We start from the raw sequence: 19,953 nt of genomic DNA, 5'->3' as shown, positions 1-19,953 counted from the left end.
GCTTCCCCGTGCGACACAGGGCGGGGCAGGCTGACCGGCGAAAGGGGGCCAGGTGACGGAGTTCGCGGCAAAGCTTCAGCACGACCGGGGCAGGGCCTTCGGCTTCCTGCGCGGCGCCGGCATTCTGCTGGCGCTGGCCTCCCTCTGTGCCCTCCTGTCGGTGCAGAAGGATGGCACGGGCCTCGGGGTTGCGCTGGTCACCGCTGCCGCAGCCTTTGCCGCGATGGCGGTGTTGCTCGCCGCAACCGCCGGCCTGAGGCGCTACCGCACCGCACTCGAGATCGAGACGATCCATCGGCTGGCAGAGGATTCGGCCACGCCGATCATGGTGACGAACCGGGCCCAGACCGTCATCGTGGCGAATGCCGCTGCGCGCCAGCAATTCGGTGAGGTCAGGGGCGGCGGCCTTCCGCAGATTCTCGGCCGAAGCATCGTCAGTGCCGATGCAGTGCTGCGACGTCTGGACGATCTGGCCAGTGAGCAGGGCTTCGCACGTGAAAGCGTTTCGACACATACTGACCGCTTTAAGCTGTCGGTGAGGCGGCTCGCGCGCGGACACGGGCTCTGGCGGATCGAGGCCGGGCTGACCCCGCCCGAGACCGAGCCCGAGATCGACGAACCGCCCGTGCTGACCCTTGGCCGCAGCGGCGCGGTGCTTTTCATGAACGGCCGGGCCCGATCCATGTTGGGGCGCCGCATCAAGCAGCTTGACGACGTGCTCGAGGATCCGCCCCTGCACCCCGGTCGCGAACACGGGTTCAGGACCCCGCAGGGCACGCGGCGCTTCATCGCGCGTTGTCTCGAGGCCGGGATCGGCCGGCAGGAGCTGGTGCTTGATCCGGTCGCCGCAGAGGACGACGCGCCCGAGGCCCCGTCGGGATTCGATGACCTTCCGGTGCCGCTTTTGCGGCTCGACCGCGACGGCACGATCCTGCGTGCCAACGCCGTCGCCTGCAGGCTGCTGGACACGGCCAGCGCCGATGGCCGCAACATCGCCGAGTTCATGGAGGGTCTGGGGCGCTCGATCCAGGGCTGGCTTGGCGAGGCGGCGGTCGGGCGTGGCCTGCAGCGGTCAGAGTTCCTGCGCCTCGCCCGGTCCGACCGCGAGGTGTTCGTGCAGGTCACGCTCAACCGAGTGCGTGTCGGCGGCAAGAGCGAGCTTGTCGCGGTGCTCAACGATGCCACCGAGCTCAAGACGCTCGAGGCGCAGTTCGTCCAGAGCCAGAAGATGCAGGCAATCGGCCAGCTTGCGGGCGGGGTCGCGCATGATTTCAACAACCTGCTGACCGCCATCTCCGGTCACTGCGACCTGCTGCTCCTGCGCCACGACCAGGGGGACCCGGATTATGCCGACCTAGTGCAGATCAACCAGAACGCCAACCGCGCTGCCGCACTCGTGGGTCAGCTTCTGGCGTTCTCGCGCAAGCAGACGCTGCGGCCGGAGCTTCTTGACCTCCGCGATACGCTTTCGGATCTGACCCACCTGCTCAACCGCCTGGTGGGCGAGAAGATCGAGCTCACGCTCAGCCACGACCCGGTGCTCCCGGCAATCCGGGGCGACCGGCGGCAGCTCGAGCAGGTGCTGATGAACCTCGTCGTCAACGCGCGGGACGCCATGCCCGACGGCGGCACGATCCGCATCGAGACCGAGCGTCGTCTTTTGCTGGAGCCGCTGAAGCGCGACCGGGCGATGGTCGAGCCGGGCGAATACGCCTCGGTCAAGGTAAGTGACGCCGGCGTGGGCATCGCGCAGGACTCCCTGCAGAAGGTCTTCGAACCGTTCTACACCACCAAGCGCACGGGCGAGGGCACGGGGCTTGGTCTCTCGACGGTCTACGGCATCGTCAAGCAGACCGGCGGGTTCATCTTCGTCGACAGCACGCCCGACGAAGGGAGCTGTTTCACGTTGCTCTTCCCGGCATATACGCCGCCAGTGGGTGCAGAGGTGCCGCCACGCCCGCCCGAGCGGCGGCGCATGCCCAGGGCCGGAAGTGGCGTGGTGCTGCTGGTCGAGGACGAGGCGCCGGTCAGGGCCTTCGCCGCCCGCGCGCTGCGTATGCGCGGCTACACGGTGCTCGAGGCCGCCAGCGCCGAGGAGGCGCTCGAGACGCTTTCGGACGATGCCGTCAGCGTCGATGTCTTCGTGACCGATGTGATCATGCCGGGTATGGACGGCCCGACCTGGGTGAATGAGGCGCTGAAGGCGCGCCCCGACACGCGGGTCGTCTTCGTCTCCGGCTACGCCGAGGACATGTTCGAGGAAGGCACGGAGCGCGTGCCCGAGTCGGTCTTCCTGCCGAAGCCCTTCTCGCTCAGTCAGCTGACCGAGACCGTTCATCAGCAGATGACCTGACTGGCCCGCCCCGGGGCTGGATCAGAGGGCGCGCTCCCAGACTTCGAAGTCCGTGGCGCATTTGCGCCGCAGCTTTGCCTCGGTCTCCCTTGAAAGCGCGAGGTCCGCACCTGGGGAGACGTTCTTTTGCGGCAGGTCGACCGTCACGCCGAGCCGCTGCTCGAGAAAGCCGATGATTTTTGCCTGGTGCTCGTAGCGGAAGAGATGGGTGACGGCCGTGCCATTGGGACGGGGCTCGATGAACTTCGCCTGGCTGCCGACGTTGGCAAAGGGCGGGCGCTCGCCGCGAGTATAGGCCTCGACGAAGGCGTCGAAGCTCATGCCCCTGGTCGAGGTCGGGCGGCCCGCGAGAAAGCCGCGCTGCCGGTAGCGATACCACGACCCGAGCCAGGATACGGGCTCGCGCACGATGGCCATCAGTTCCATGTCCTTGCCGCCGACTTTTTCGAGCATGGGCCGGAAGAAGCGGTTGTACCGGTAGACCGGTGCATGTTTCAATTCGGGCGGATCGAGCACTGTCATCGAGGCGTGGGGCGCAAGCGCCGTCTCGTAGGCGGAACTGCCCGTCTTGGGCACCGCCAGCATCACCAGCCGCGCTTTCCAGAACACCAGCATGGCCCGCCCCCGTCGTTTCTTTCGCTCGTAAACCACTCTTTAACCTTGGCGGGAAAGAGTGGTCCACGAAAATATCTCTTGTAATGTTCCGGTTTTGATCTCATATCGGGTGAGAACAAGTCGCGAACAAAAGGGGCGATTGCCGCTCTGGCGCGGGTGTGGAATAAGGATCGAAACGCATGGCAACGGCAGATCTTCTGACTATGGACAGCAAGAAAAACGCAGACCGCCAAAAGGCACTCGACTCGGCACTGGCTCAGATCGAGCGCCAGTTCGGCAAGGGCTCGATCATGAAGCTCGGGGGCGACAACGCCTTCAAGGACATCGAGGCAAGCTCGACCGGATCGCTCGGGCTCGATATCGCGCTGGGGATCGGTGGCCTGCCGATGGGCCGCATCGTCGAGATCTACGGCCCCGAATCCTCGGGCAAGACGACGGTGACGCTGCATTGCGTCGCCGAGCAGCAGAAAAAGGGCGGCGTCTGCGCCTTCGTCGACGCCGAGCACGCGCTCGACCCGCAATATGCCAAGAAGCTTGGCGTGGACCTCGACGAGCTGCTGATCTCGCAGCCCGACACCGGGGAACAGGCGCTCGAGATCACCGATACGCTGGTGCGCTCGGGGGCGGTCAACATGGTCGTGGTCGACTCGGTGGCGGCGCTGACGCCCAAGTCCGAGCTCGAGGGCGACATGGGCGATTCGAGCGTCGGCGTGCAGGCGCGCCTGATGAGCCAAGCGATGCGCAAGCTCACCGGCTCGATCAGCCGCTCGAACTGCATGGTGATCTTCATCAACCAGATCCGGATGAAGATCGGCGTGATGTTCGGCTCGCCGGAAACCACCACCGGCGGCAACGCGCTGAAGTTCTACAGCTCGGTGCGTCTCGACATTCGCCGCATCGGGTCGATCAAGGACCGCGACGAGGTCGTCGGCAACCAGACCCGCGTGAAGGTGGTGAAGAACAAGGTTGCCCCGCCGTTCAAGCAGGTCGAGTTCGACATCATGTATGGCGAGGGCATCTCGAAGATGGGCGAGCTGCTCGACCTCGGGGTGAAGGCCGGCGTGGTCGACAAGTCGGGCGCCTGGTATTCCTACGGCGACGAGCGGATCGGGCAGGGGCGAGAGAACGCCAAGAACTTCCTGCGCGAGAACAGCCGCGTCGCGCTCGATATCGAGGACAAGATCCGTGCCGCGCACGGGCTCGAGTTCCACATGGCCGAAGACGACCCCGACATGGTCGAGGACGACTGAGGCCCGCGCCCCAGCTCGAGGCATAAAATCATGACATGGAAAAGCGCCCCACGAGGGCGCTTTTTCGTTGCGCGCCCGGCTTCGGGGAGGCGCGCGGCCGCCGCGAAAGGCGCGCCGGAAGCGTGAGCCCTCGGGCTTCCCCGCACGGGCGCTCCTTATGCATCACGGCTTATGGACAGAGCGCAGGCTGGGCGATACACCTGCGCGGACCGCTGAGACACCAGCCAAGGACAATCATGCCGAGCCTGAACGATATCCGCTCCACCTTTCTGGGTTACTTCGAGAAACAGGGGCACCAGATCGTGCCCTCGAGCCCGCTCGTGCCGCGCAACGACCCGACGCTCATGTTCGCCAATTCGGGCATGGTGCAGTTCAAGAACCTCTTCACCGGCGTCGAGACCCGCGACTACACCCGTGCCACCACCGCGCAGAAATGCGTGCGCGCGGGCGGCAAGCACAACGATCTCGACAACGTGGGCTACACGGCCCGGCACCACACGTTCTTCGAGATGATGGGCAACTTCTCGTTCGGCGACTACTTCAAGCGCGAGGCCATCCCCTTTGCGTGGCAGCTGGTGACCAAGGAATTCGGCATCCCGGCCGAGCGGCTGCTGGTCACGGTCTACCACACCGACGACGAGGCCGCCGAGATCTGGAAGAGCGTCGGTGTCCCAGAGGACCGCATCATCCGCATCGCCACCAGCGACAACTTCTGGATGATGGGGCCGACCGGCCCCTGCGGCCCGTGCTCGGAAATCTTCTACGACCACGGCGAGAAATACTGGGGTGGCCCTCCGGGATCGCCGGAAGAGGACGGCGACCGCTTCGTCGAGATCTGGAATATCGTCTTCATGCAGAACGAGCAGTTCGAGGACGGCTCGATGCGTGAGCTCGACATGCAGTCGATCGACACCGGCATGGGGATCGAGCGGGTCGCGGCGCTGCTGCAGGGCACCAACGACAACTACGCCACCGACCTGATCCGCGCGCTGATCGAGGCCTCGGCGGATGCGACCTCGACCGACCCGGACGGGCCGGGCAAGACGCATCACCGGGTGATCGCCGACCACCTGCGCTCGACCTCGTTCCTGATTGCCGACGGCGTGATGCCCTCGAACGACGGTCGCGGCTATGTGCTGCGCCGGATCATGCGCCGCGCGATGCGCCATGCGCACATGCTGGGCTCGAAGGATCCGGTCATGCACCGGCTGGTGCCGGCTCTGGTCCGCCAGATGGGCGCCGCCTACCCGGAGCTGCACCGCGCGCAGCCGCTGATCGAGGAGACGCTGAAGCTCGAGGAAACCCGCTTCAAGCAGACCCTCGACCGCGGTCTCAAGCTGCTCGACGAAGAGCTTGCGCATCTGCCCGACAGCGCCGCGCTGCCGGGCGAGACCGCGTTCAAGCTCTATGACACCTATGGCTTCCCGCTCGACCTGACGCAGGACGCGCTGCGCGAGCGTCAGCGCACCGTGGATACGTCGGGCTTCGACAGCGCCATGGCCGAGCAGAAGGCCAAGGCCCGCGCCGCATGGTCGGGATCGGGCGAGGCGGCGGATCTCGCCATCTGGTTCGACATCGCGGAAGCGCAGGGCGCGACGGACTTCCTTGGCTACGACACCGAGACCGCCGAGGGCCAGATGCTGACCTTCGTGCGCGACGGCAAGGAGGTCGACGCGCTCGAAGCGGGCGAGACCGGCTGGATCATCCTCAACCAGACGCCGTTCTACGGCGAGAGCGGCGGGCAGGTCGGTGACACCGGCTGGATGCGCCGGCTCGAGGACGAGGACGACATGGCCGAGGTGACCGACACCCAGAAGATGGGCGGCGGCAAGGTCTTCGCGCACCAGGTGACCGTCAAGTCGGGCCGCTTCGCGAAGAACGAGGCCGTGGGGCTTGAGGTCGACCACAAGCGGCGGGCCATGATCCGCGCCAACCACTCGGCCACGCACCTGCTGCACGAGGCGTTGCGTCGCGCGCTTGGCGATCACGTCGCACAGCGCGGCTCGCTGAACGCGCCGGACCGGCTGCGCTTCGACTTCAGCCACGCCAAGGCGCTGACCGCTGACGAGGTGGCGCAGGTCGAGCGCGAGGTGAATGCCTACGTCCGGCAGAACTCGCCGGTGGTGACCCGGATCATGACCCCTGACGACGCGCGCGAGATCGGCGCGCAGGCGCTTTTCGGCGAGAAATACGGCGACGAGGTGCGCGTCGTGTCGATGGGCACGCAGAGCGGCTCGGGCAAGGGCGCCGACGGGCAGACCTACTCGATCGAGCTCTGCGGCGGCACCCACGTCGCGCAGACCGGCGAGATCGGGGCGTTCGTCCTGACCTCGGAAAGCGCGTCGGCCGCGGGCGTCCGCCGGATCGAGGCGCTGACCGGCGAGGCCGCGATGGCCGAGCTGCGCGGTCGCGACAAGGCGCTCTCGGCGATCGAGACGCTGCTCAAGGCGCATGGCCCCGACGCTGTCACCCGCGTGGCATCGCTCATCGACGAGCGGCGCAAGCTCGACAACGAGGTGGCGCAGCTGCGCCGCGAGCTCGCGATGGCTGGCGGACCGGGGCAGGGCGGCGGCGCCGAGGCGCGCGAGGTCAACGGCGTGCCCTTCGTGGCGCAGGTGCTGTCGGGCGTGTCGGGCAAGGATCTGCCGCCCCTCATCGACGAGCACAAGGAACGGCTCGGCACCGGCGCGGTGCTGCTGATCGCGGATACCGGCGGCAAGGTGGCGGTGGCCGCGGGCGTGACCGCGGACCTCACCGAGAAGCTGTCGGCGGTCGATCTCGTGAAGGCGGCCGTGGGTGCGCTCGGCGGCAAGGGCGGCGGCGGCCGTCCGGATCTCGCGCAGGGCGGCGCGAAGGATGCGACGCAGGCGGACGAGGCCATCAAGGCGGCGGAAGCCGTGCTGGAGGGCTGATCCGATGACCGCTTACATGATCGCCCGCATCGACGTCACCGACCATGAGGAATACGCGATCTACGCCGGCCAGACGGTCGCGCTCGCCGAGAAGTTCGGCGGGCGGTTCCTCGTCAAGGGCGGGCCGCAGACGGTGGTCGAGGGCGAAGCGCCCAGCCGTCATGTGGTGATCGAATTCCCGTCGCGGGCGGCCGCGATGCGCTGGTTCGAGTCACCGGAATACCAGCGCATCCTGCCGTTCGCGCTGCGCGCCTCGAAGCGCGACATTGTCATCGTGGAAGGACTCTGACCATGCCCGCACTCTGGATCGCCCATGTCACCGTGACCGACGAGGACGCCTACGGCAAATACGCCAAGCTTGCCGGTCCGGCCATCGCCAAGCACGGTGGCCAGTTCATCGCGCGCGGGGGCCGTTACGTTCAGCTCGAGGGCAAGGACCGGCCGCGCAACGTCGTCGCGAAGTTCGAGAGCGTCGAGGCCGCCGAGGCTTGCTATCATTCGCCCGAATACCAGGAGGCACTGAGCCACGCGCGCGACGCCTCCGAGCGCGAACTGCTGATCGTCGAGACCACCGAGTAACGCATCAAAGGCGGCTCGGAGGGATCAGTCCAAGGGGGCGGTAACAAGGCGCGCTTGCGCCGCCGCGCCCCAAAGGGCTGGCAATGGCAGTCCTGCGCTTGCTGAAAGGACGTGGTGGAGCCGCGCCATGTCTGCTGGGCAGCGCCTGTGACAAGGAAAATTGGTACGGGCGGTGGGGATCGAACCCACACTTCCTCTCGGAAATCGGATTTTGAATCCGACGCGTCTACCATTCCGCCACGCCCGCATCCGTCTTTCGATCTACCCAAGGGGGCGCGGCCCGTCCAGCGGGAAATGACCGCATCCGCGAGTGGCACCGCGGGAAAACGCGGCAACGTGACCGCCGGGCCGGACGATGGCGGCGCAGCGTACTGGCAACTCCCCGGTGAGTGCTATATGTTCAGGGCGAATTGCCAAGACATCGCGGGGATATACCGTTGCGCGACATCAAGATCCCGGGCCAGCGTCATCCGGAAAAGGCGCATCGCAAGGACAATCCGCAGCCCAAGAAGCCGGACTGGATTCGCGTCAAGGCGCCCACCGGCAAGGGCTACCAGGAAACCCATCGCATCATGCGCGAGCACAAGCTCGTCACCGTCTGCGAAGAGGCGGGCTGTCCGAACGCGGGCGAGTGCTGGAACCAGGGCCACGCCACCATGATGATCATGGGCGACATCTGCACGCGCGGCTGTTCGTTCTGCAACATCGCCACCGGGCGCCCCGACGCGCTCGACGTGTTCGAGCCCGGCCGCGTAGCCGACGCGGTGCAGAAGCTCGGCCTGAACCACGTGGTCATCACCTCGGTCGACCGGGACGATCTCGACGATGGCGGGGCAGAGCATTTCGCCCAGACCATCCGCGCCGTGCGGCATCGCTCGCCCGACACGACCATCGAGATCCTGACGCCGGACTTCCTGAAGTGCGGCCCCGAGGCGCTCGACATCATCGTGGCTGCCAAGCCGGACGTGTTCAACCACAACCTCGAGACCGTGCCGGGGCTCTACCCCGAGGTGCGGCCCGGCGCGCGGTATTTCCACTCGCTGCGGCTGCTGCAGCGGGTCAAGGAAAAGGACCCGTCGATCTTCACCAAGTCGGGCATCATGGTCGGCCTCGGCGAGGATCGCCAGGCGGTGATCCAGGTGATGGACGACATGCGGGCCGCCGACGTCGACTTCCTGACCATCGGCCAGTATCTGCAGCCGACCTCGAAGCATCACGCGGTCGACCGTTTCGTGACCCCCGACGAGTTCAAGAACTACGAGAAGTCGGCCTACGGCAAGGGGTTCCTGATGGTCTCGGCCACGCCGCTGACCCGGTCGAGCTACCACGCCGGTGACGATTTCGCCCGCCTGCGCGACGCCCGCGAGAAGAAGCTCGCCGAGGCCTGAGACGCCGGACGCGCGTGAGAAATGAGAAAGGCGGTGCCGTGGCGCCGCCTTTTTGTTTTTACGAGAGAAGGGGCGGGCCCTGATCAATCGTCGACGCGGGCCTTCAGCGCGTGCAGCACGTAGACGCGGATGGCCGATGCCAGACCGGCGTCCATGCCGCGAGTCTCGTCGATCTCGGCGGCAAGCTGGTTCAGCGCCTTGCCCTCGGCCTTGGCGATGTCACGGAATTCGTTCCAGAACGCCTCTTCGAGCGAAACCGAGGTGCGGTGGCCACGCAGGCTCAGGGAGTGCTTGACCGGCCGTCCCGTCATTCCTCGGTCCTGTGCCCGTCGAGATGCCGGTTGGCCTTGTCCGCGTTGGCCTTGTCGAGCGTCTTCTGCGCCTTGGTGCGACCGTGGCGCACGGCGTTCTCGTCCGCCTCGGCACGCTTCCGGGTCTTGGCGCGGGCCTTGCGGGCCTTGTTCAGGTTGATGAGATTGCTCATGCCGACACCATGTAGACTTGTACAAGGGCACGCAATGATGACGTTTCCCTCGCGTCCCTCAAAGTTAGCTCATCGCGAGGATCGGGCCATCCATCAATGCCATGATCGTTCCGAAATAGCCCTGCGAGCGGGCGGGCCGCATCGGGTCCGAGGTGATCGCCACGGCAAGGTCGCGTTCCGGGTGGAAGGCGATGACCTGTCCGCCGTAGCCGCGCGCCATCGCGAAACCGGAATCGGTCAGGAACCAGCCGTAGCCGTAGGACATCCCCGAGAAGGGTGAGCGGGTGCGCGGTTCGGTCGAGGCCGCGACCCAGTCGGCGGGCACGACCTGCGTGCCCTCGTAGCGGCCGCCATCGCGCATCATCCGCGCCACGCGCAGCATCGCGCGCGGGGTCAGCGCCATCTGGTTGCCGCCGAGGTAGTAGCCCTGCGGGTCGCGGGTCCAGGCCGGAATCTCGATGTCCAAGGGCTGGCCGAGCCCGTCGCGGGCCAGCGAGAGCAGGCTTTCGCCAGTGGCCTCTGCAAGCGCGGCCCCGAGAACATGGGTGGTTCCGGTGGAATAGAGCATCCGCCCGCCGGGCGTGGCAACCATGGGCCGCGACAGCGCGTTCGCCACCCAGTTGTCCGAGGCGATCCAGCCGCCGTAGTTGCCGCCCGACGTGCGCTCGAGCCCGGCGCGCAGGGTGACGAGATCCTCCATGGTAATCGCCGCGACGCGCTCGTCGGCGCTATCGGGAACGAGCCCGGGCGCGACCTCGCTCAGGGACGCATCGACCGAGGCAATGGCGCCCGCTTCGATTGCCTGTCCCAGCATCAGCGCGACGAGGCTCTTGGAGCAGGACTTGATGTTGGCAAGCTGGTCGAGGCCGGGGCCTCGCGGCGCTTCGGCCAGCAGGAGCTCGTCGCCGCGCAGAACCTGGATCGAGTGAAGCTGGTCTTCCCCTTCAAGCGCACGTTCGAGCGACGGCGCGTCCTGCGCGCGCGCAAGGCTCGGGGCAAGGGCAGGGAGGGCGAGGGCGGAGGCTAGGAAGCTGCGGCGTTTCATGCCCCTGAGCTTGTCGCATCCGTCGCGAAGGGCAACGCTCGCGGCATCACGTTCGCGCTAGGGGACCGGCCCGCCGGGACGGGGGCCGGTCCGGAAGGGGATCAGTCCTTGGGGCCGATCATCTGCTCGGGACGGACGACCCGGTCAAAGGTCTCTTCGTCGACGAAGCCGAGCTTGATGGCCTCTTCCTTGAGCGTGGTGCCGTTCTTGTGCGCGGTCTTGGCCACCTTGGTGGCGTTGTCGTAGCCGATGGTCGGGGCCAGCGCGGTCACCAGCATGAGCGATTCATGCAGCAGCTTCTCGATGCGCGGTTCGTTGGCCTCGATGCCCACCACCATGTTGTCGGTGAAGGCCGAGGCGCTGTCGCCCAGCAACTGCATCGACTGCAGCACGTTGTAGCTCATCATCGGGTTGTAGACGTTGAGCTCGAAGTGGCCCTGGCTGCCGGCGATGCCGACGGCGGCGTCGTTGCCCATGACATGCGCGCAGACCATGGTCAGCGCCTCGGCCTGGGTCGGGTTCACCTTGCCGGGCATGATCGACGAGCCGGGCTCGTTCTCGGGCAGCAGCAGCTCGCCGAGACCGCAGCGCGGGCCGGAGCCGAGCAGGCGGATGTCGTTGGCGATCTTGAAGAGCGACGCGGCCACGGTCTTGAGTGCGCCGGAGAACATGACCATCGCGTCATGCGCCGCGAGCGACTCGAACTTGTTGGGCGCGGTGACGAAGGGCAGGCCGGTGATCTCGGCCATGTTCGCGGCCACGGCCTCGCCCCAGCCCTTCTTGGTGTTGAGCCCGGTGCCCACGGCGGTGCCGCCCTGCGCCAGCTCGTAGATGTCGGGCAGGCAGGCGTTGATGCGCTCGATGCCCTTGCGGACCTGGTGCGCGTAGCCCGAGAATTCCTGGCCGAGCGTCAGCGGCGTCGCGTCCTGGGTGTGGGTGCGGCCGATCTTGATGATGCCCTCGAAGGCATCGCGCTTGGCTTCCAGCGCTGCGGCGAGCTTTTCCAGGCCCGGCAGCAGCACGTCGCGTGCCTGCATGGCGATGCCAACGTGCATCGCGGTCGGGAAGGTGTCGTTCGACGACTGGCCCATGTTGCAGTGATCGTTCGGGTGCACGGGCTTTTTCGAGCCCATCTCGCCGCCGAGCATCTCGATGGCGCGGTTCGAGATCACCTCGTTCGCGTTCATGTTCGACTGGGTGCCCGAGCCGGTCTGCCAGACGACCAGCGGGAAGTTGTCGTCGAACTTGCCGTCGATCACCTCGCCGGCGGCGGCGATGATCGCGTCGGCGATCTCGGCCTCCATCGCGCCGTTGGCCTTGTTGGCCATGGCGCAGGCCTTTTTCACCACGCCGAGCGCACGGATGATCGGCACCGGCTGCTTTTCCCAGCCGATCGGGAAGTTCATGATCGAGCGCTGGGTCTGCGCGCCCCAGTACTTGTCTGCGGGAACCTCGAGCGGGCCGAAGCTGTCGGTTTCGGTGCGGGTCTGGGTCACGGGGAACCTCCTCTGATCACGGGTCGCGCAATGTCTTACGCCTTGGGCCGTGAAAGGCAAGGCTGCATACCAAGGGATACCGTTAACATTCGGGGCGTCGCGCGGAGCGGGCGGCCCGAAGCCGCGGGATCAGGTCTTGCGGAAGGAATCGAGCCGGACGACCTCGGCATCGTGATGCTGCTCGCCCTCGTCGCTGCCGTCGGGATCGTCCTCGGGCGGGGTCGGATCGTCCTCGTCGTGCTCTTCGTTCGACTCGAAACGCAGGCCGAATTCGACCGAGGGGTCGACGAAGGTGCGGATGGCATCATACGGAATATACAGCCGTTCCGGTGCCTCGCCGAAGCTGAGGGTCACGGCGAATCCGTCGTCGGTGACTTCCAGGTCGTCATAGCGATGCTGCAGCACGACGGTCATCTCGCCGGGGTAGCGGTCCGACAGCCAGTCGGCGATCTCGACATCGGGATGCTGGGTGTCGAAGGTGATGAAGAAATGATGCTCGCCCGGCAGGCCGCGAGTCACGACGTCGGTCAGCACGTCCTGAATCAGGCCGCGCATCGCACGATGCATGAGGTTTCCGTAGTCGATGCCGCGAGACATGGTGCCATTCCTTGTGGTCGTTCTCGCCACCTTATTAGATTTGGCGGCGAGGAAAAGGCTTCGCGGCCGGAAATTTCGACAGCTTTCGCGAGGTCGTCCGCCCGCGCCGCTGGCCGGGAGCTAGCCGATCAGCCACCCGGCGGCCGCCGCGATGGCCAGCACAAGCGGTACCGGACGCTTCAGCCAGAGCAGGAGAACGGCTGCGAGCGCCACAAGCGCAACCGCATCCGGGCGCAGGCTGGTGATATCGGGAACCACCGCCGTGAACGGCGCGGGCAGCGTCTCCGTGCGCGCGAAGAGCACGTGCAGCGCGAACCACAGCGACAGGTTGGCGATGACGCCCAGCACGGCAGCGGTGATGGCGGAAAGCGCGCCCTGCAGCCGGGGCCGCGCCAGCAGCCGCTCGAGGTGGGGCGCGAAGGCGAAGATCCACAGGAAGCAGGGCAGGAAGGTCATCCACAGCGTCAGCACCGAGGCCGCGAGCGCCAGCGGCCAGCCGCCGGCCTCGTGACCGATGAGCTGCCCGGTGAACTGGGTGACGAGGATGAGCGGCCCGGGCGTCGTCTCGGCCAGCCCGAGCGCGTCGACCATCTGTTCGGGCGAGAGCCAGCCGCGCAGCTGCACGACCTCCTGCGCCATCCATGCCAGCACGGCGTAGGCGCCGCCGAAGGAGACCACGGCGAGCTTGGCGAAGAACAGGCCGAGGTCGAACAGCAGCGTTTGTCCCGCCACGAGAAGCAGCGGTAGTGGTGCGAGCCAGAGCACCGCCCAAAGCGCGATGCGGGGCAGGGTGGGCGCTGCATGCTCCGGCGCCGGGCCGGACGTGTCCGAGGTGCCCATGCGCGCCCAGCCGTAGAGACCGGCGGCGGCGATCACCGCCGGGAAGGGCACGGAGAAGAAGTAGAGCCCCGCGAAGGCCAGCACGGCGATCACGGCCGCCGTGCGCCCCGTCAGGGCCTTCTTCGCCAGTCGCACCAACGCCTGCAGCACGATGACGATTACCGTCGCCTTGACCCCGAGCATCAGCGCCTCGGTCTGCGGATGGCTGCCCCATGCCGCGTAGAGAAACGCCAGAAGGCCGATCACCAGCGCGCCGGGCAGCACGAAAAGCGTGCCCGCGATCAGCCCTCCGACCGTTCCGCGCAGGCGCCACCCGGCATAGGTGGCCAGCTGCATCGCCTCGGGGCCGGGCAGCAGCATGCAGAAGCTCAGGGCGGAGAGGAACTGACGTTCGCTCAGCCAGCCGCGCTCCTCGACCAGCACCCGGTGCATGAGGCCGATCTGCGCGGCGGGGCCGCCGAAGCTCAGCAGGCCGATACGGCCGAAGTCGATGAACAGTCGGGAGAGGGGAATCATGTCAGTGGTCTGCCCGAGACGCGTGACGGCATGATGACATCGCGTTTCAGCCCGTGACCCGCGAGAGTTCGCGCAGCATCTTGCGGCGGAGCGTCTCGGCAAAGGCGCGATGACCGCGCGCCGTGATGACGAAGCCGTCCCGGGTCACGAGCTGGCGGCGGTAGAAGTTGGTGACGGGCTGGCCGTAGCCGGCGGCCTCGATGGCGAGTCCGTTGACGGTGATCCCGGCGCGCTCGGCGCGTTGTCGGGCGCCCGCCACGGAGCCGCCGGCGTTGGGGGTGCCATCGCCCGACACGTCGATGATCCGCCGCTTGCACGAGGGCGCCGATGCGAAGGCGTCGATCGCGCGGTGCAGGGCCGAGGCCGGTGCGGTGTCCGAGAGCAGGAAGGCGCGCGCCATGGTGCGGGCGCGGGCCTGCAGCGCGACCACGTCGGCGGGGGCGGTGATGCTGGTCCAGCCGAGCGAGAGCTGTTGCCGGTCGGTGCCTGCCCACTGCAGCACGGCGATGGAGACACCGTCCGCAACGAGGATCTCGGCGATTTCGGGGTCGGAGAGCGCCCAAGCGAGCCCCTCGGCCTGCATCCGGTACTCGGCGGCGTCGACCGAGTTCGATACGTCCATCGCCAGCAGCAGCGCCGTCTCGCAGCCGCGCGATGGCGCGGGGGCAAGACAGGCGAGACAGAGGCAGAGCGCGCGCAGCATGGCGACGCAGCTTAAAGGACGGGTGCCGCCGGTCAATCCGTCCGATGGGCGGGTCGGGCCGCAGGATTTAAAGGAGAGGAAAGTGCAGGCTTCTGTTGCCAGGTGCCTGCGAACCCCGCCTTACGCTGCTAGGCGCAAGGGCTTAAGATTTCGGTCTTGTTGCCGCTTACGCAGCAACTGCAACCGGAGCATGATTGTCGTTGGCAATTATGCAATGTGAACCGATAACGGTGGTATCTCACCGGGACAAAGCTACATCTTTACACGTTCGTCGATCCTGTTTCGGCCCCATGATCCCCCAACGAGGGTTATTGGTGGAGCCGCCGGGTACCGCCCCCGGGTCCGATCCGCTTATTACATGCGCGTTTATGCCCATAGTCCCCGAAGGGACGACTTGAATATAGGCAGGTTCTGCGCGGTTTCAAAGGGGGGAATGCGGAAATCCGCGCGTCTTTTCGGCGGGATATGAGGCGGCAGGGGCAGGACCGCCTCCGGCGGAGGTATTTGGAAAGAGAAGAAGGGGCTGGCGGTGCGCTTCGGTGGCGGTGGTGCGCGGTTGCGGTAAGCGGCGAGGGACGGTGTGCCCCTGGTAGGCTTGGCCGGAATGGGAAGAGGAGGCCTTGGCTCCGGAGTGGGCCCTGGAGGCATTTCGGGCGCGTGCTGGGGTGCGGCTTGGCGCTTTCCTTCGTGCCGGTCATGCGCTAAAGCCGCCGCCAAGACATCCGGAGGGCGGCATGAGCGACGGCAAGAACGGCATCACCTACGCAGATGCGGGCGTGGACATCGACGCGGGCAACGCGCTCGTGGACCGTATCAAACCCGCGGCGAAGCGGACCGACCGGGCGGGCACCGTCTCGGGGCTGGGCGGCTTCGGCGCGCTTTTCGACCTCAAGGCGGCGGGCTATTCCGACCCGGTGCTGGTCGCGGCGACCGACGGCGTCGGTACCAAGCTGCGCATCGCCATCGACACCGGCCATCTCGACGGCGTCGGCATCGACCTCGTGGCGATGTGCGTGAACGACCTTGTCTGCCAGGGCGCCGAGCCGCTGTTCTTCCTTGATTACTTCGCCACCGGCAAGCTCGACACCGACAGCGCCGCACGCGTGGTCGAGGGCATCGCCGAGGGCTGCGTGCGCTCGGGCGCCGCGCTGATCGGGGGCGAGACCGCCGAGATGCCGGGCATGTATCCGGCGGGCGACTTCGACCTCGCGGGCTTCGCCGTGGGCGCCATGGAGCGCGGCACCGAGCTGCCTGCGGGCGTGGCCGAGGGTGACGTGCTGCTTGGGCTCGCCTCGGACGGGGTGCATTCGAACGGCTACAGCCTCGTGCGGAAGCTGGTCGAGGTCTCGGGACTTGGCTGGGAGGCGGACTGCCCCTGGGCCGAGGGCTCGCTGGGCGCCGAACTGCTGACGCCGACGCGGCTTTACGTGAAGCCCGCGCTGGCCGCGGTGCAGGCGGGCGGCGTGCATGCGCTGGCGCATATCACCGGCGGCGGTCTTACCGAGAACCTGCCGCGCGTCCTGCCCGAGGGCTGTGGCGCGACCATCGACCTCGGTGCGTGGGATCTGCCGCCGGTCTTCGGCTGGATGGCCGAGACGGGCGGCATCTCGCAGGCCGAGATGCTCAAGACCTTCAACTGCGGCATCGGCATGGTGCTGGCGGTCGCGGCCGACCGTGCCGAGGCGCTGGCAGATCTCCTGCGCGCCGAGGGCGAGACGGTCTCTACGCTGGGCCGCGTCACCGGCACGCCGGGCGTGGCCTACGAGGGCAGCCTGTCGTGAAGCGCGTCGCCATCTTCATCTCGGGCGGTGGCTCGAACATGGTGAAGCTGGTCGAGAGCATGACCGGCGATCACCCGGCGCGCCCGGTGCTGGTGCTGGCCAACAGCGCCGACGCGGGCGGGCTGGCGAAGGCCGCCGAGATGGGCGTGCCGACGGCGGTCGTGGATCACCGGCCCTTCAAGGGCGACCGCGCGGCGTTCGAAGATGCGCTTCAGGCCGAGCTGGAAAAGGCCGCGCCCGATATCCTCTGCCTCGCGGGGTTCATGCGGGTACTCACCGCCGGGTTCGTGTCGAAATGGCAGGGGCGGATGCTCAACATCCACCCCTCCCTGCTGCCGAAATACCGCGGGCTGCACACCCATGCCCGCGCGCTCGAGGCGGGCGACACCGAGCACGGCTGCACCGTGCACGAGGTCACGCCGGAGCTCGACGACGGGCCGATCCTCGGCCAGGCGGTGGTGCCGGTGCTGCGGGACGATACCCCCGACACGCTCGCCGCGCGGGTACTGGTGCAGGAGCACCGGCTATACCCGGCGGTGCTGCGCCGCTTTGCCGAGGGCGACCGCGAGATGCTGCGTCTCAGCGCGAGGTGACCGCGTAGGGTGCGGCATTGCCGCGCCAGCCAGCCGGATCGACCTCGGAGGCGGGCGCGAGCAGGGCGGTGCCGCCGAACACCAGCAGCAGCGCCACCGCCGTGGCGATTTGCGCGATATCAGCGGTGGCCACGCGGGACGCGTGCCGTGCGGGGGCGGGGCAGTGATCGAGAAGGGTCATGCGGGAAGCTCCTGAAGTGGGGACGAGACTGCGGCTTCCCTACGCCCGCGAAATCCATTTCGAAAATGAATGTTTGGCAACATCCCCATCAAGGTTGGGAATGGATCGGCGGAGTGCCTTTGCAACGGTGCATCGCTGTCCGGCTTTTGTTCGGCCTCCCTTTGCTCTCGCTCGCCGTGAGGTGTAGGAGAGCGCATCGAGGACAGAGAAAAGAAGCCGCCGGAGCCCAGATGAAGACACTCACCACGACGGAAGAGCTTGCCGCGTTCTGCGAGGCAGCAGCACATGTGGATTACGTCACCGTCGACACGGAATTTCTCCGGGAACGGACTTACTATTCGAAACTCTGCCTCGTGCAGCTCGCAATGCCGGGCGAGGGCGAGGAGAACGCCGTTCTCGTCGACCCGCTGGCCGACGGGCTGTCGCTCGACCCGCTGCTCGAACTGTTCCGCAACACTGCCGTGGTCAAGGTGTTCCACGCGGCACGGCAGGATCTCGAGATCTTCTTCATCGATCACGGCGTCATTCCCGAGCCGCTCTTCGACACGCAGGTCGCGGCGATGGTCTGCGGCTTCGGCGAGCAGGTGGGCTACGAGACGCTGGTGAAGAAGGTGGCCAAGCAGTCGCTCGACAAGAGCTCGCGCTTCACCGACTGGTCGCGCCGTCCGCTGACCGACGCGCAGAAGAAATATGCGTTGGCCGACGTGACCCACCTGCGGGTGATCTACGAATACCTCGCCGCCGAGCTCGAGCGCACCGGCCGGGCGCGCTGGGTCGCCGAGGAGCTGGGCGTGCTGACCGACCCGGAAACCTATATCACCCGGCCGCAGGATGCGTGGCAGCGGGTCAAGACACGCTCGTCGTCACGCCGGTTCCTCGCGCTGGTGCGCGAGCTTGCGGCCTTCCGCGAGGATTACGCGCAGTCGCGCAACATTCCCCGCAACCGGGTCTTCAAGGACGACGCGCTGACCGAGCTTGCCTCGACCAAGCCGGCGACGATGGAGGATCTCGGGCGCTCGCGGCTGCTGCTGCGCGAGGCGCGCAAGGGCGCCATCGCCGAAGGCATCCTGAAGGCGATCCAGACCGGTCTGGACTGCCCCAAGGAAGACCTGCCGGAAATCGACGGACGCAAGGACCAGCTGCAGGTGAACCCGGCGCTCGCCGACCTGCTGCGGGTGCTGCTGAAGGCGCGGACCGAGCAGTCGGGCGTCGCCGCGCGGCTGATCGCGCCGGCGTCGGATCTAGACGCGATGGCGGCGGGGCTGCGCGACGTGAAGGCGCTGACCGGCTGGCGCCGCGAGGTCTTCGGCGAAGACGCGCTGCGGCTCTGCGACGGCGAGATCGGTCTTGCCGTGAAGGGGCGCGACGTCGAGGTCTTCGAGATCTGATATCTTCGCACCAAGGCTCGCCGGAGCGGTGGGTGGAAACCCACCCTGCGGCGATGTGCTTTGGATTGCAGGCATTCGGCGGGTCTGGCCATGCCGAACCAGCCAGCGCCCGCTCAAAGACAGGCGATCGCCCGTAGGGGCGCCGCCAGCCTTACGAAGATCCGGAGTGCAGTTAGCGGCGGGTGGCCAGCGCGTTGTCGCGGCCTGCGACGCGGATCTCGCGGATGCCGTAGAGTTCCTGGTCGGTGAGCCAGACCGCCGCCGTCACCATGCGGGCGCGCGGCCCGACGTTGCGCGGGCCCGCCGATTGCAGTGCGCTCAAGGTGTAGGCCAGCGTATCGGTATCGCTCAGCGTCTCGTCCTTGATGACGCGCACGTCGAAGGGGCCGGCGCGGTCGGCGATTCCGGTGACGCGGATGATCGCGCCGCCGGGGCGGCGCTCGATCAGCAGCTCGTCGATATTGGCGACCGGGCGACCGGCGTATTCCCGTTCGCGGCCCCAGATGATCGAGGCACGGCGTTGCGGGATCAGCGGATTGGCGGCGCCGGTGGCCTCGGGGTCCACGTTTACCGGTGCAGGCGTGCTGGAGCCGAACCAGTTGAACGGGTTGACGCGCGAGTCGCGCACCGTGGCGCAGCCCGAAAGCACGACGCCCGAGAGGATCAGGACCGTTAGAGTTCTGTTCATGGTGCCGCTGCCCCCTGCCTGTCTGCACCAAGGGGTTATCGCATTGTGCATGGCTTGAAAAGCACCCCTTGCGAGGGCTGGACCTTTGCGCCCGGCCTGCCTACCTGTGGGGCAAGAACAGGAGACGCGCATGGCACAGGCAGCCTTCGAAGAAGTGGTCGAGGATTTCGAGTTTCTCGAGGATTGGGAAGACCGCTACCGCATGGTGATCGAAATGGGCAAGTCGATGGAGCCGATGCCCGACGCGCTGAAGGTGCCCGCCACCAAGGTCGAGGGCTGCGCCAGCCAGGTCTGGCTGCATCCGCAGATAGAGGATGGCACCTATCACTTCCAGGGCGACAGTGACGCGATGATCGTGCGCGGGCTGATCGCCGTGCTGCACCGGCTCTACGACGGGCTGCCGGTGGGCGAGGTCGGTGCGCTCGACGCGCGGGCCGAGCTCGGGCGGCTTGGGCTCAACGATCACCTGTCCGCGCAACGCTCGAACGGGCTGCGCGCCATGGTCGACCGCATCCGCGAGCAGGCCGCCGCCGCGGCCTGAGGG

Annotated in this window: 20 protein-coding genes, 1 tRNA gene and 1 other RNA gene; 10 read left to right on the top strand and 12 right to left on the bottom strand. The window is 67.2% G+C overall.

Features of this window, described 5'->3' with window-relative positions:
• The first annotated feature begins 52 nt into the window (after positions 1-52).
• On the top strand, positions 53-2,353 hold the full coding sequence (locus D6860_RS02030; protein WP_076624403.1) for an ATP-binding response regulator: 2,301 nt from the start codon (positions 53-55) through the stop codon (positions 2,351-2,353).
• A 21-nt stretch (positions 2,354-2,374) separates the two neighbouring features.
• Here the strand turns inward: D6860_RS02030 and D6860_RS02025 are convergent, their stop codons facing one another.
• Entirely contained in the window at positions 2,375-2,968 is a 594-nt protein-coding gene (locus D6860_RS02025) for a gamma-glutamyl kinase (protein WP_076624404.1), read from the bottom strand.
• Between the two features lie 179 nt (positions 2,969-3,147).
• Here D6860_RS02025 and recA point away from each other — a divergent pair, with 179 nt between their 5' ends.
• The 4 genes from recA to D6860_RS02005 all read left to right on the top strand — a co-directional run bounded on the left by recA (position 3,148) and on the right by D6860_RS02005 (position 7,709).
• On the top strand, positions 3,148-4,218 hold the full coding sequence (gene recA / locus D6860_RS02020) for a recombinase RecA (RefSeq protein WP_076624405.1): 1,071 nt from the start codon (positions 3,148-3,150) through the stop codon (positions 4,216-4,218).
• 236 nt (positions 4,219-4,454) lie between these two features.
• Positions 4,455-7,130 carry an alanine--tRNA ligase gene (gene alaS / locus D6860_RS02015; RefSeq protein ID WP_076624406.1) on the top strand — a complete coding sequence of 892 codons (2,676 nt, stop codon included), beginning with the start codon at positions 4,455-4,457 and terminating at the stop codon, positions 7,128-7,130.
• Positions 7,131-7,134: 4 nt separating this feature from the next.
• A complete protein-coding gene (locus tag D6860_RS02010) occupies positions 7,135-7,419 on the top strand; it encodes a DUF1330 domain-containing protein (RefSeq protein ID WP_076624407.1) in 285 nt (94 codons plus the stop codon).
• 2 nt (positions 7,420-7,421) lie between these two features.
• Complete coding sequence (locus D6860_RS02005; protein WP_076624408.1) at positions 7,422-7,709, top strand: DUF1330 domain-containing protein; 288 nt, start codon at positions 7,422-7,424, stop codon at positions 7,707-7,709.
• Between the two features lie 161 nt (positions 7,710-7,870).
• Here D6860_RS02005 and D6860_RS02000 read toward each other — a convergent pair.
• Positions 7,871-7,956 (bottom strand) — tRNA-Leu (locus D6860_RS02000).
• A 190-nt stretch (positions 7,957-8,146) separates the two neighbouring features.
• On the opposite strand from D6860_RS02000, the gene lipA reads away from it, so the two are divergent.
• Positions 8,147-9,097, top strand: a complete 951-nt coding sequence (gene lipA, locus D6860_RS01995) for a lipoyl synthase (protein ID WP_076624409.1) — start codon at positions 8,147-8,149, stop codon at positions 9,095-9,097.
• A gap of 83 nt (positions 9,098-9,180) precedes the next feature.
• On the opposite strand, the gene D6860_RS01990 is transcribed toward lipA, so the two are convergent.
• The 8 genes from D6860_RS01990 to ssrA all read right to left on the bottom strand — a co-directional run bounded on the left by D6860_RS01990 (position 9,181) and on the right by ssrA (position 15,208).
• Positions 9,181-9,408 (bottom strand): ribbon-helix-helix domain-containing protein, encoded by a 228-nt coding sequence (locus D6860_RS01990; protein ID WP_017469939.1) that lies wholly within the window; start codon positions 9,406-9,408, stop codon positions 9,181-9,183.
• On the bottom strand, positions 9,405-9,581 hold the full coding sequence (locus D6860_RS01985; RefSeq protein WP_017469938.1) for a DUF4169 family protein: 177 nt from the start codon (positions 9,579-9,581) through the stop codon (positions 9,405-9,407). Before D6860_RS01985 ends, D6860_RS01990 begins: the two co-directional genes overlap by 4 nt.
• A 64-nt stretch (positions 9,582-9,645) precedes the next feature.
• A complete protein-coding gene (locus tag D6860_RS01980) occupies positions 9,646-10,626 on the bottom strand; it encodes a serine hydrolase domain-containing protein (RefSeq protein WP_076624410.1) in 981 nt (326 codons plus the stop codon).
• Between the two features lie 101 nt (positions 10,627-10,727).
• Positions 10,728-12,122: a class II fumarate hydratase gene (fumC, locus tag D6860_RS01975; protein WP_076624411.1), complete on the bottom strand. Its 1,395-nt coding sequence runs from the start codon at positions 12,120-12,122 to the stop codon at positions 10,728-10,730.
• 129 nt (positions 12,123-12,251) lie between these two features.
• The gene (locus D6860_RS01970; RefSeq protein ID WP_076624412.1) at positions 12,252-12,719 is read right to left on the bottom strand and encodes an SspB family protein; all 468 of its coding nucleotides are present in this window, start codon (positions 12,717-12,719) and stop codon (positions 12,252-12,254) included.
• A gap of 120 nt (positions 12,720-12,839) precedes the next feature.
• Positions 12,840-14,075 carry a chromate efflux transporter gene (gene chrA, locus D6860_RS01965; RefSeq protein ID WP_076624413.1) on the bottom strand — a complete coding sequence of 412 codons (1,236 nt, stop codon included), beginning with the start codon at positions 14,073-14,075 and terminating at the stop codon, positions 12,840-12,842.
• Between the two features lie 46 nt (positions 14,076-14,121).
• Positions 14,122-14,778: a DUF1194 domain-containing protein gene (locus D6860_RS01960; RefSeq protein ID WP_076624414.1), complete on the bottom strand. Its 657-nt coding sequence runs from the start codon at positions 14,776-14,778 to the stop codon at positions 14,122-14,124.
• A gap of 81 nt (positions 14,779-14,859) precedes the next feature.
• Positions 14,860-15,208: a transfer-messenger RNA gene (ssrA, locus tag D6860_RS01955) on the bottom strand.
• Positions 15,209-15,512: 304 nt separating this feature from the next.
• Here ssrA and purM point away from each other — a divergent pair.
• Together purM and purN are read left to right on the top strand one after the other, a co-directional pair.
• Positions 15,513-16,559, top strand: a complete 1,047-nt coding sequence (gene purM / locus D6860_RS01950) for a phosphoribosylformylglycinamidine cyclo-ligase (RefSeq protein WP_076624415.1) — start codon at positions 15,513-15,515, stop codon at positions 16,557-16,559.
• A complete protein-coding gene (purN, locus tag D6860_RS01945; protein WP_076624416.1) occupies positions 16,556-17,152 on the top strand; it encodes a phosphoribosylglycinamide formyltransferase in 597 nt (198 codons plus the stop codon). Before purM ends, purN begins: the two co-directional genes overlap by 4 nt.
• On the opposite strand, the gene D6860_RS01940 is transcribed toward purN, so the two are convergent.
• Positions 17,139-17,333: a hypothetical protein gene (locus D6860_RS01940; protein ID WP_017467517.1), complete on the bottom strand. Its 195-nt coding sequence runs from the start codon at positions 17,331-17,333 to the stop codon at positions 17,139-17,141. The genes purN and D6860_RS01940 overlap by 14 nt on opposite strands.
• 230 nt (positions 17,334-17,563) lie before the next feature.
• Here D6860_RS01940 and rnd point away from each other — a divergent pair, with 230 nt between their 5' ends.
• Positions 17,564-18,721, top strand: a complete 1,158-nt coding sequence (gene rnd, locus D6860_RS01935; protein WP_017467518.1) for a ribonuclease D — start codon at positions 17,564-17,566, stop codon at positions 18,719-18,721.
• Between the two features lie 172 nt (positions 18,722-18,893).
• Here the strand turns inward: rnd and D6860_RS01930 are convergent, their stop codons facing one another.
• The gene (locus D6860_RS01930; protein ID WP_017467519.1) at positions 18,894-19,409 is read right to left on the bottom strand and encodes a hypothetical protein; all 516 of its coding nucleotides are present in this window, start codon (positions 19,407-19,409) and stop codon (positions 18,894-18,896) included.
• A gap of 130 nt (positions 19,410-19,539) precedes the next feature.
• Here D6860_RS01930 and D6860_RS01925 point away from each other — a divergent pair, with 130 nt between their 5' ends.
• On the top strand, positions 19,540-19,950 hold the full coding sequence (locus D6860_RS01925; RefSeq protein WP_076624417.1) for a SufE family protein: 411 nt from the start codon (positions 19,540-19,542) through the stop codon (positions 19,948-19,950).
• Positions 19,951-19,953: the final 3 nt, after the last annotated feature.

This window comes from Salipiger sp. D13 (assembly GCF_003703915.1).
GTDB classification, from domain to species: domain Bacteria; phylum Pseudomonadota; class Alphaproteobacteria; order Rhodobacterales; family Rhodobacteraceae; genus Salipiger; species Salipiger profundus.
Note: the sequence above shows the minus strand (reverse complement) of the source record. Positions and strands in the feature narration are given on the sequence as shown.

What these genes read in the sequence shown, in the direction of transcription:
- D6860_RS02025 (WP_076624404.1), bottom strand. Translation starts at nt 2,968, where the DNA reads ATGCTGGTGTTCTGGAAAGCGCGGCTGGTGATGCTGGCGGTGCCCAAG.
- recA (WP_076624405.1), top strand. Translation starts at nt 3,148, where the DNA reads ATGGCAACGGCAGATCTTCTGACTATGGACAGCAAGAAAAACGCAGAC.
- alaS (WP_076624406.1), top strand. Translation starts at nt 4,455, where the DNA reads ATGCCGAGCCTGAACGATATCCGCTCCACCTTTCTGGGTTACTTCGAG.
- D6860_RS02010 (WP_076624407.1), top strand. Translation starts at nt 7,135, where the DNA reads ATGACCGCTTACATGATCGCCCGCATCGACGTCACCGACCATGAGGAA.
- D6860_RS02005 (WP_076624408.1), top strand. Translation starts at nt 7,422, where the DNA reads ATGCCCGCACTCTGGATCGCCCATGTCACCGTGACCGACGAGGACGCC.
- D6860_RS01990 (WP_017469939.1), bottom strand. Translation starts at nt 9,408, where the DNA reads ATGACGGGACGGCCGGTCAAGCACTCCCTGAGCCTGCGTGGCCACCGC.
- D6860_RS01985 (WP_017469938.1), bottom strand. Translation starts at nt 9,581, where the DNA reads ATGAGCAATCTCATCAACCTGAACAAGGCCCGCAAGGCCCGCGCCAAG.
- D6860_RS01980 (WP_076624410.1), bottom strand. Translation starts at nt 10,626, where the DNA reads ATGAAACGCCGCAGCTTCCTAGCCTCCGCCCTCGCCCTCCCTGCCCTT.
- D6860_RS01970 (WP_076624412.1), bottom strand. Translation starts at nt 12,719, where the DNA reads ATGTCTCGCGGCATCGACTACGGAAACCTCATGCATCGTGCGATGCGC.
- chrA (WP_076624413.1), bottom strand. Translation starts at nt 14,075, where the DNA reads ATGATTCCCCTCTCCCGACTGTTCATCGACTTCGGCCGTATCGGCCTG.
- D6860_RS01960 (WP_076624414.1), bottom strand. Translation starts at nt 14,778, where the DNA reads ATGCTGCGCGCGCTCTGCCTCTGTCTCGCCTGTCTTGCCCCCGCGCCA.
- purM (WP_076624415.1), top strand. Translation starts at nt 15,513, where the DNA reads ATGAGCGACGGCAAGAACGGCATCACCTACGCAGATGCGGGCGTGGAC.
- D6860_RS01940 (WP_017467517.1), bottom strand. Translation starts at nt 17,333, where the DNA reads ATGACCCTTCTCGATCACTGCCCCGCCCCCGCACGGCACGCGTCCCGC.
- rnd (WP_017467518.1), top strand. Translation starts at nt 17,564, where the DNA reads ATGAAGACACTCACCACGACGGAAGAGCTTGCCGCGTTCTGCGAGGCA.
- D6860_RS01930 (WP_017467519.1), bottom strand. Translation starts at nt 19,409, where the DNA reads ATGAACAGAACTCTAACGGTCCTGATCCTCTCGGGCGTCGTGCTTTCG.
- D6860_RS01925 (WP_076624417.1), top strand. Translation starts at nt 19,540, where the DNA reads ATGGCACAGGCAGCCTTCGAAGAAGTGGTCGAGGATTTCGAGTTTCTC.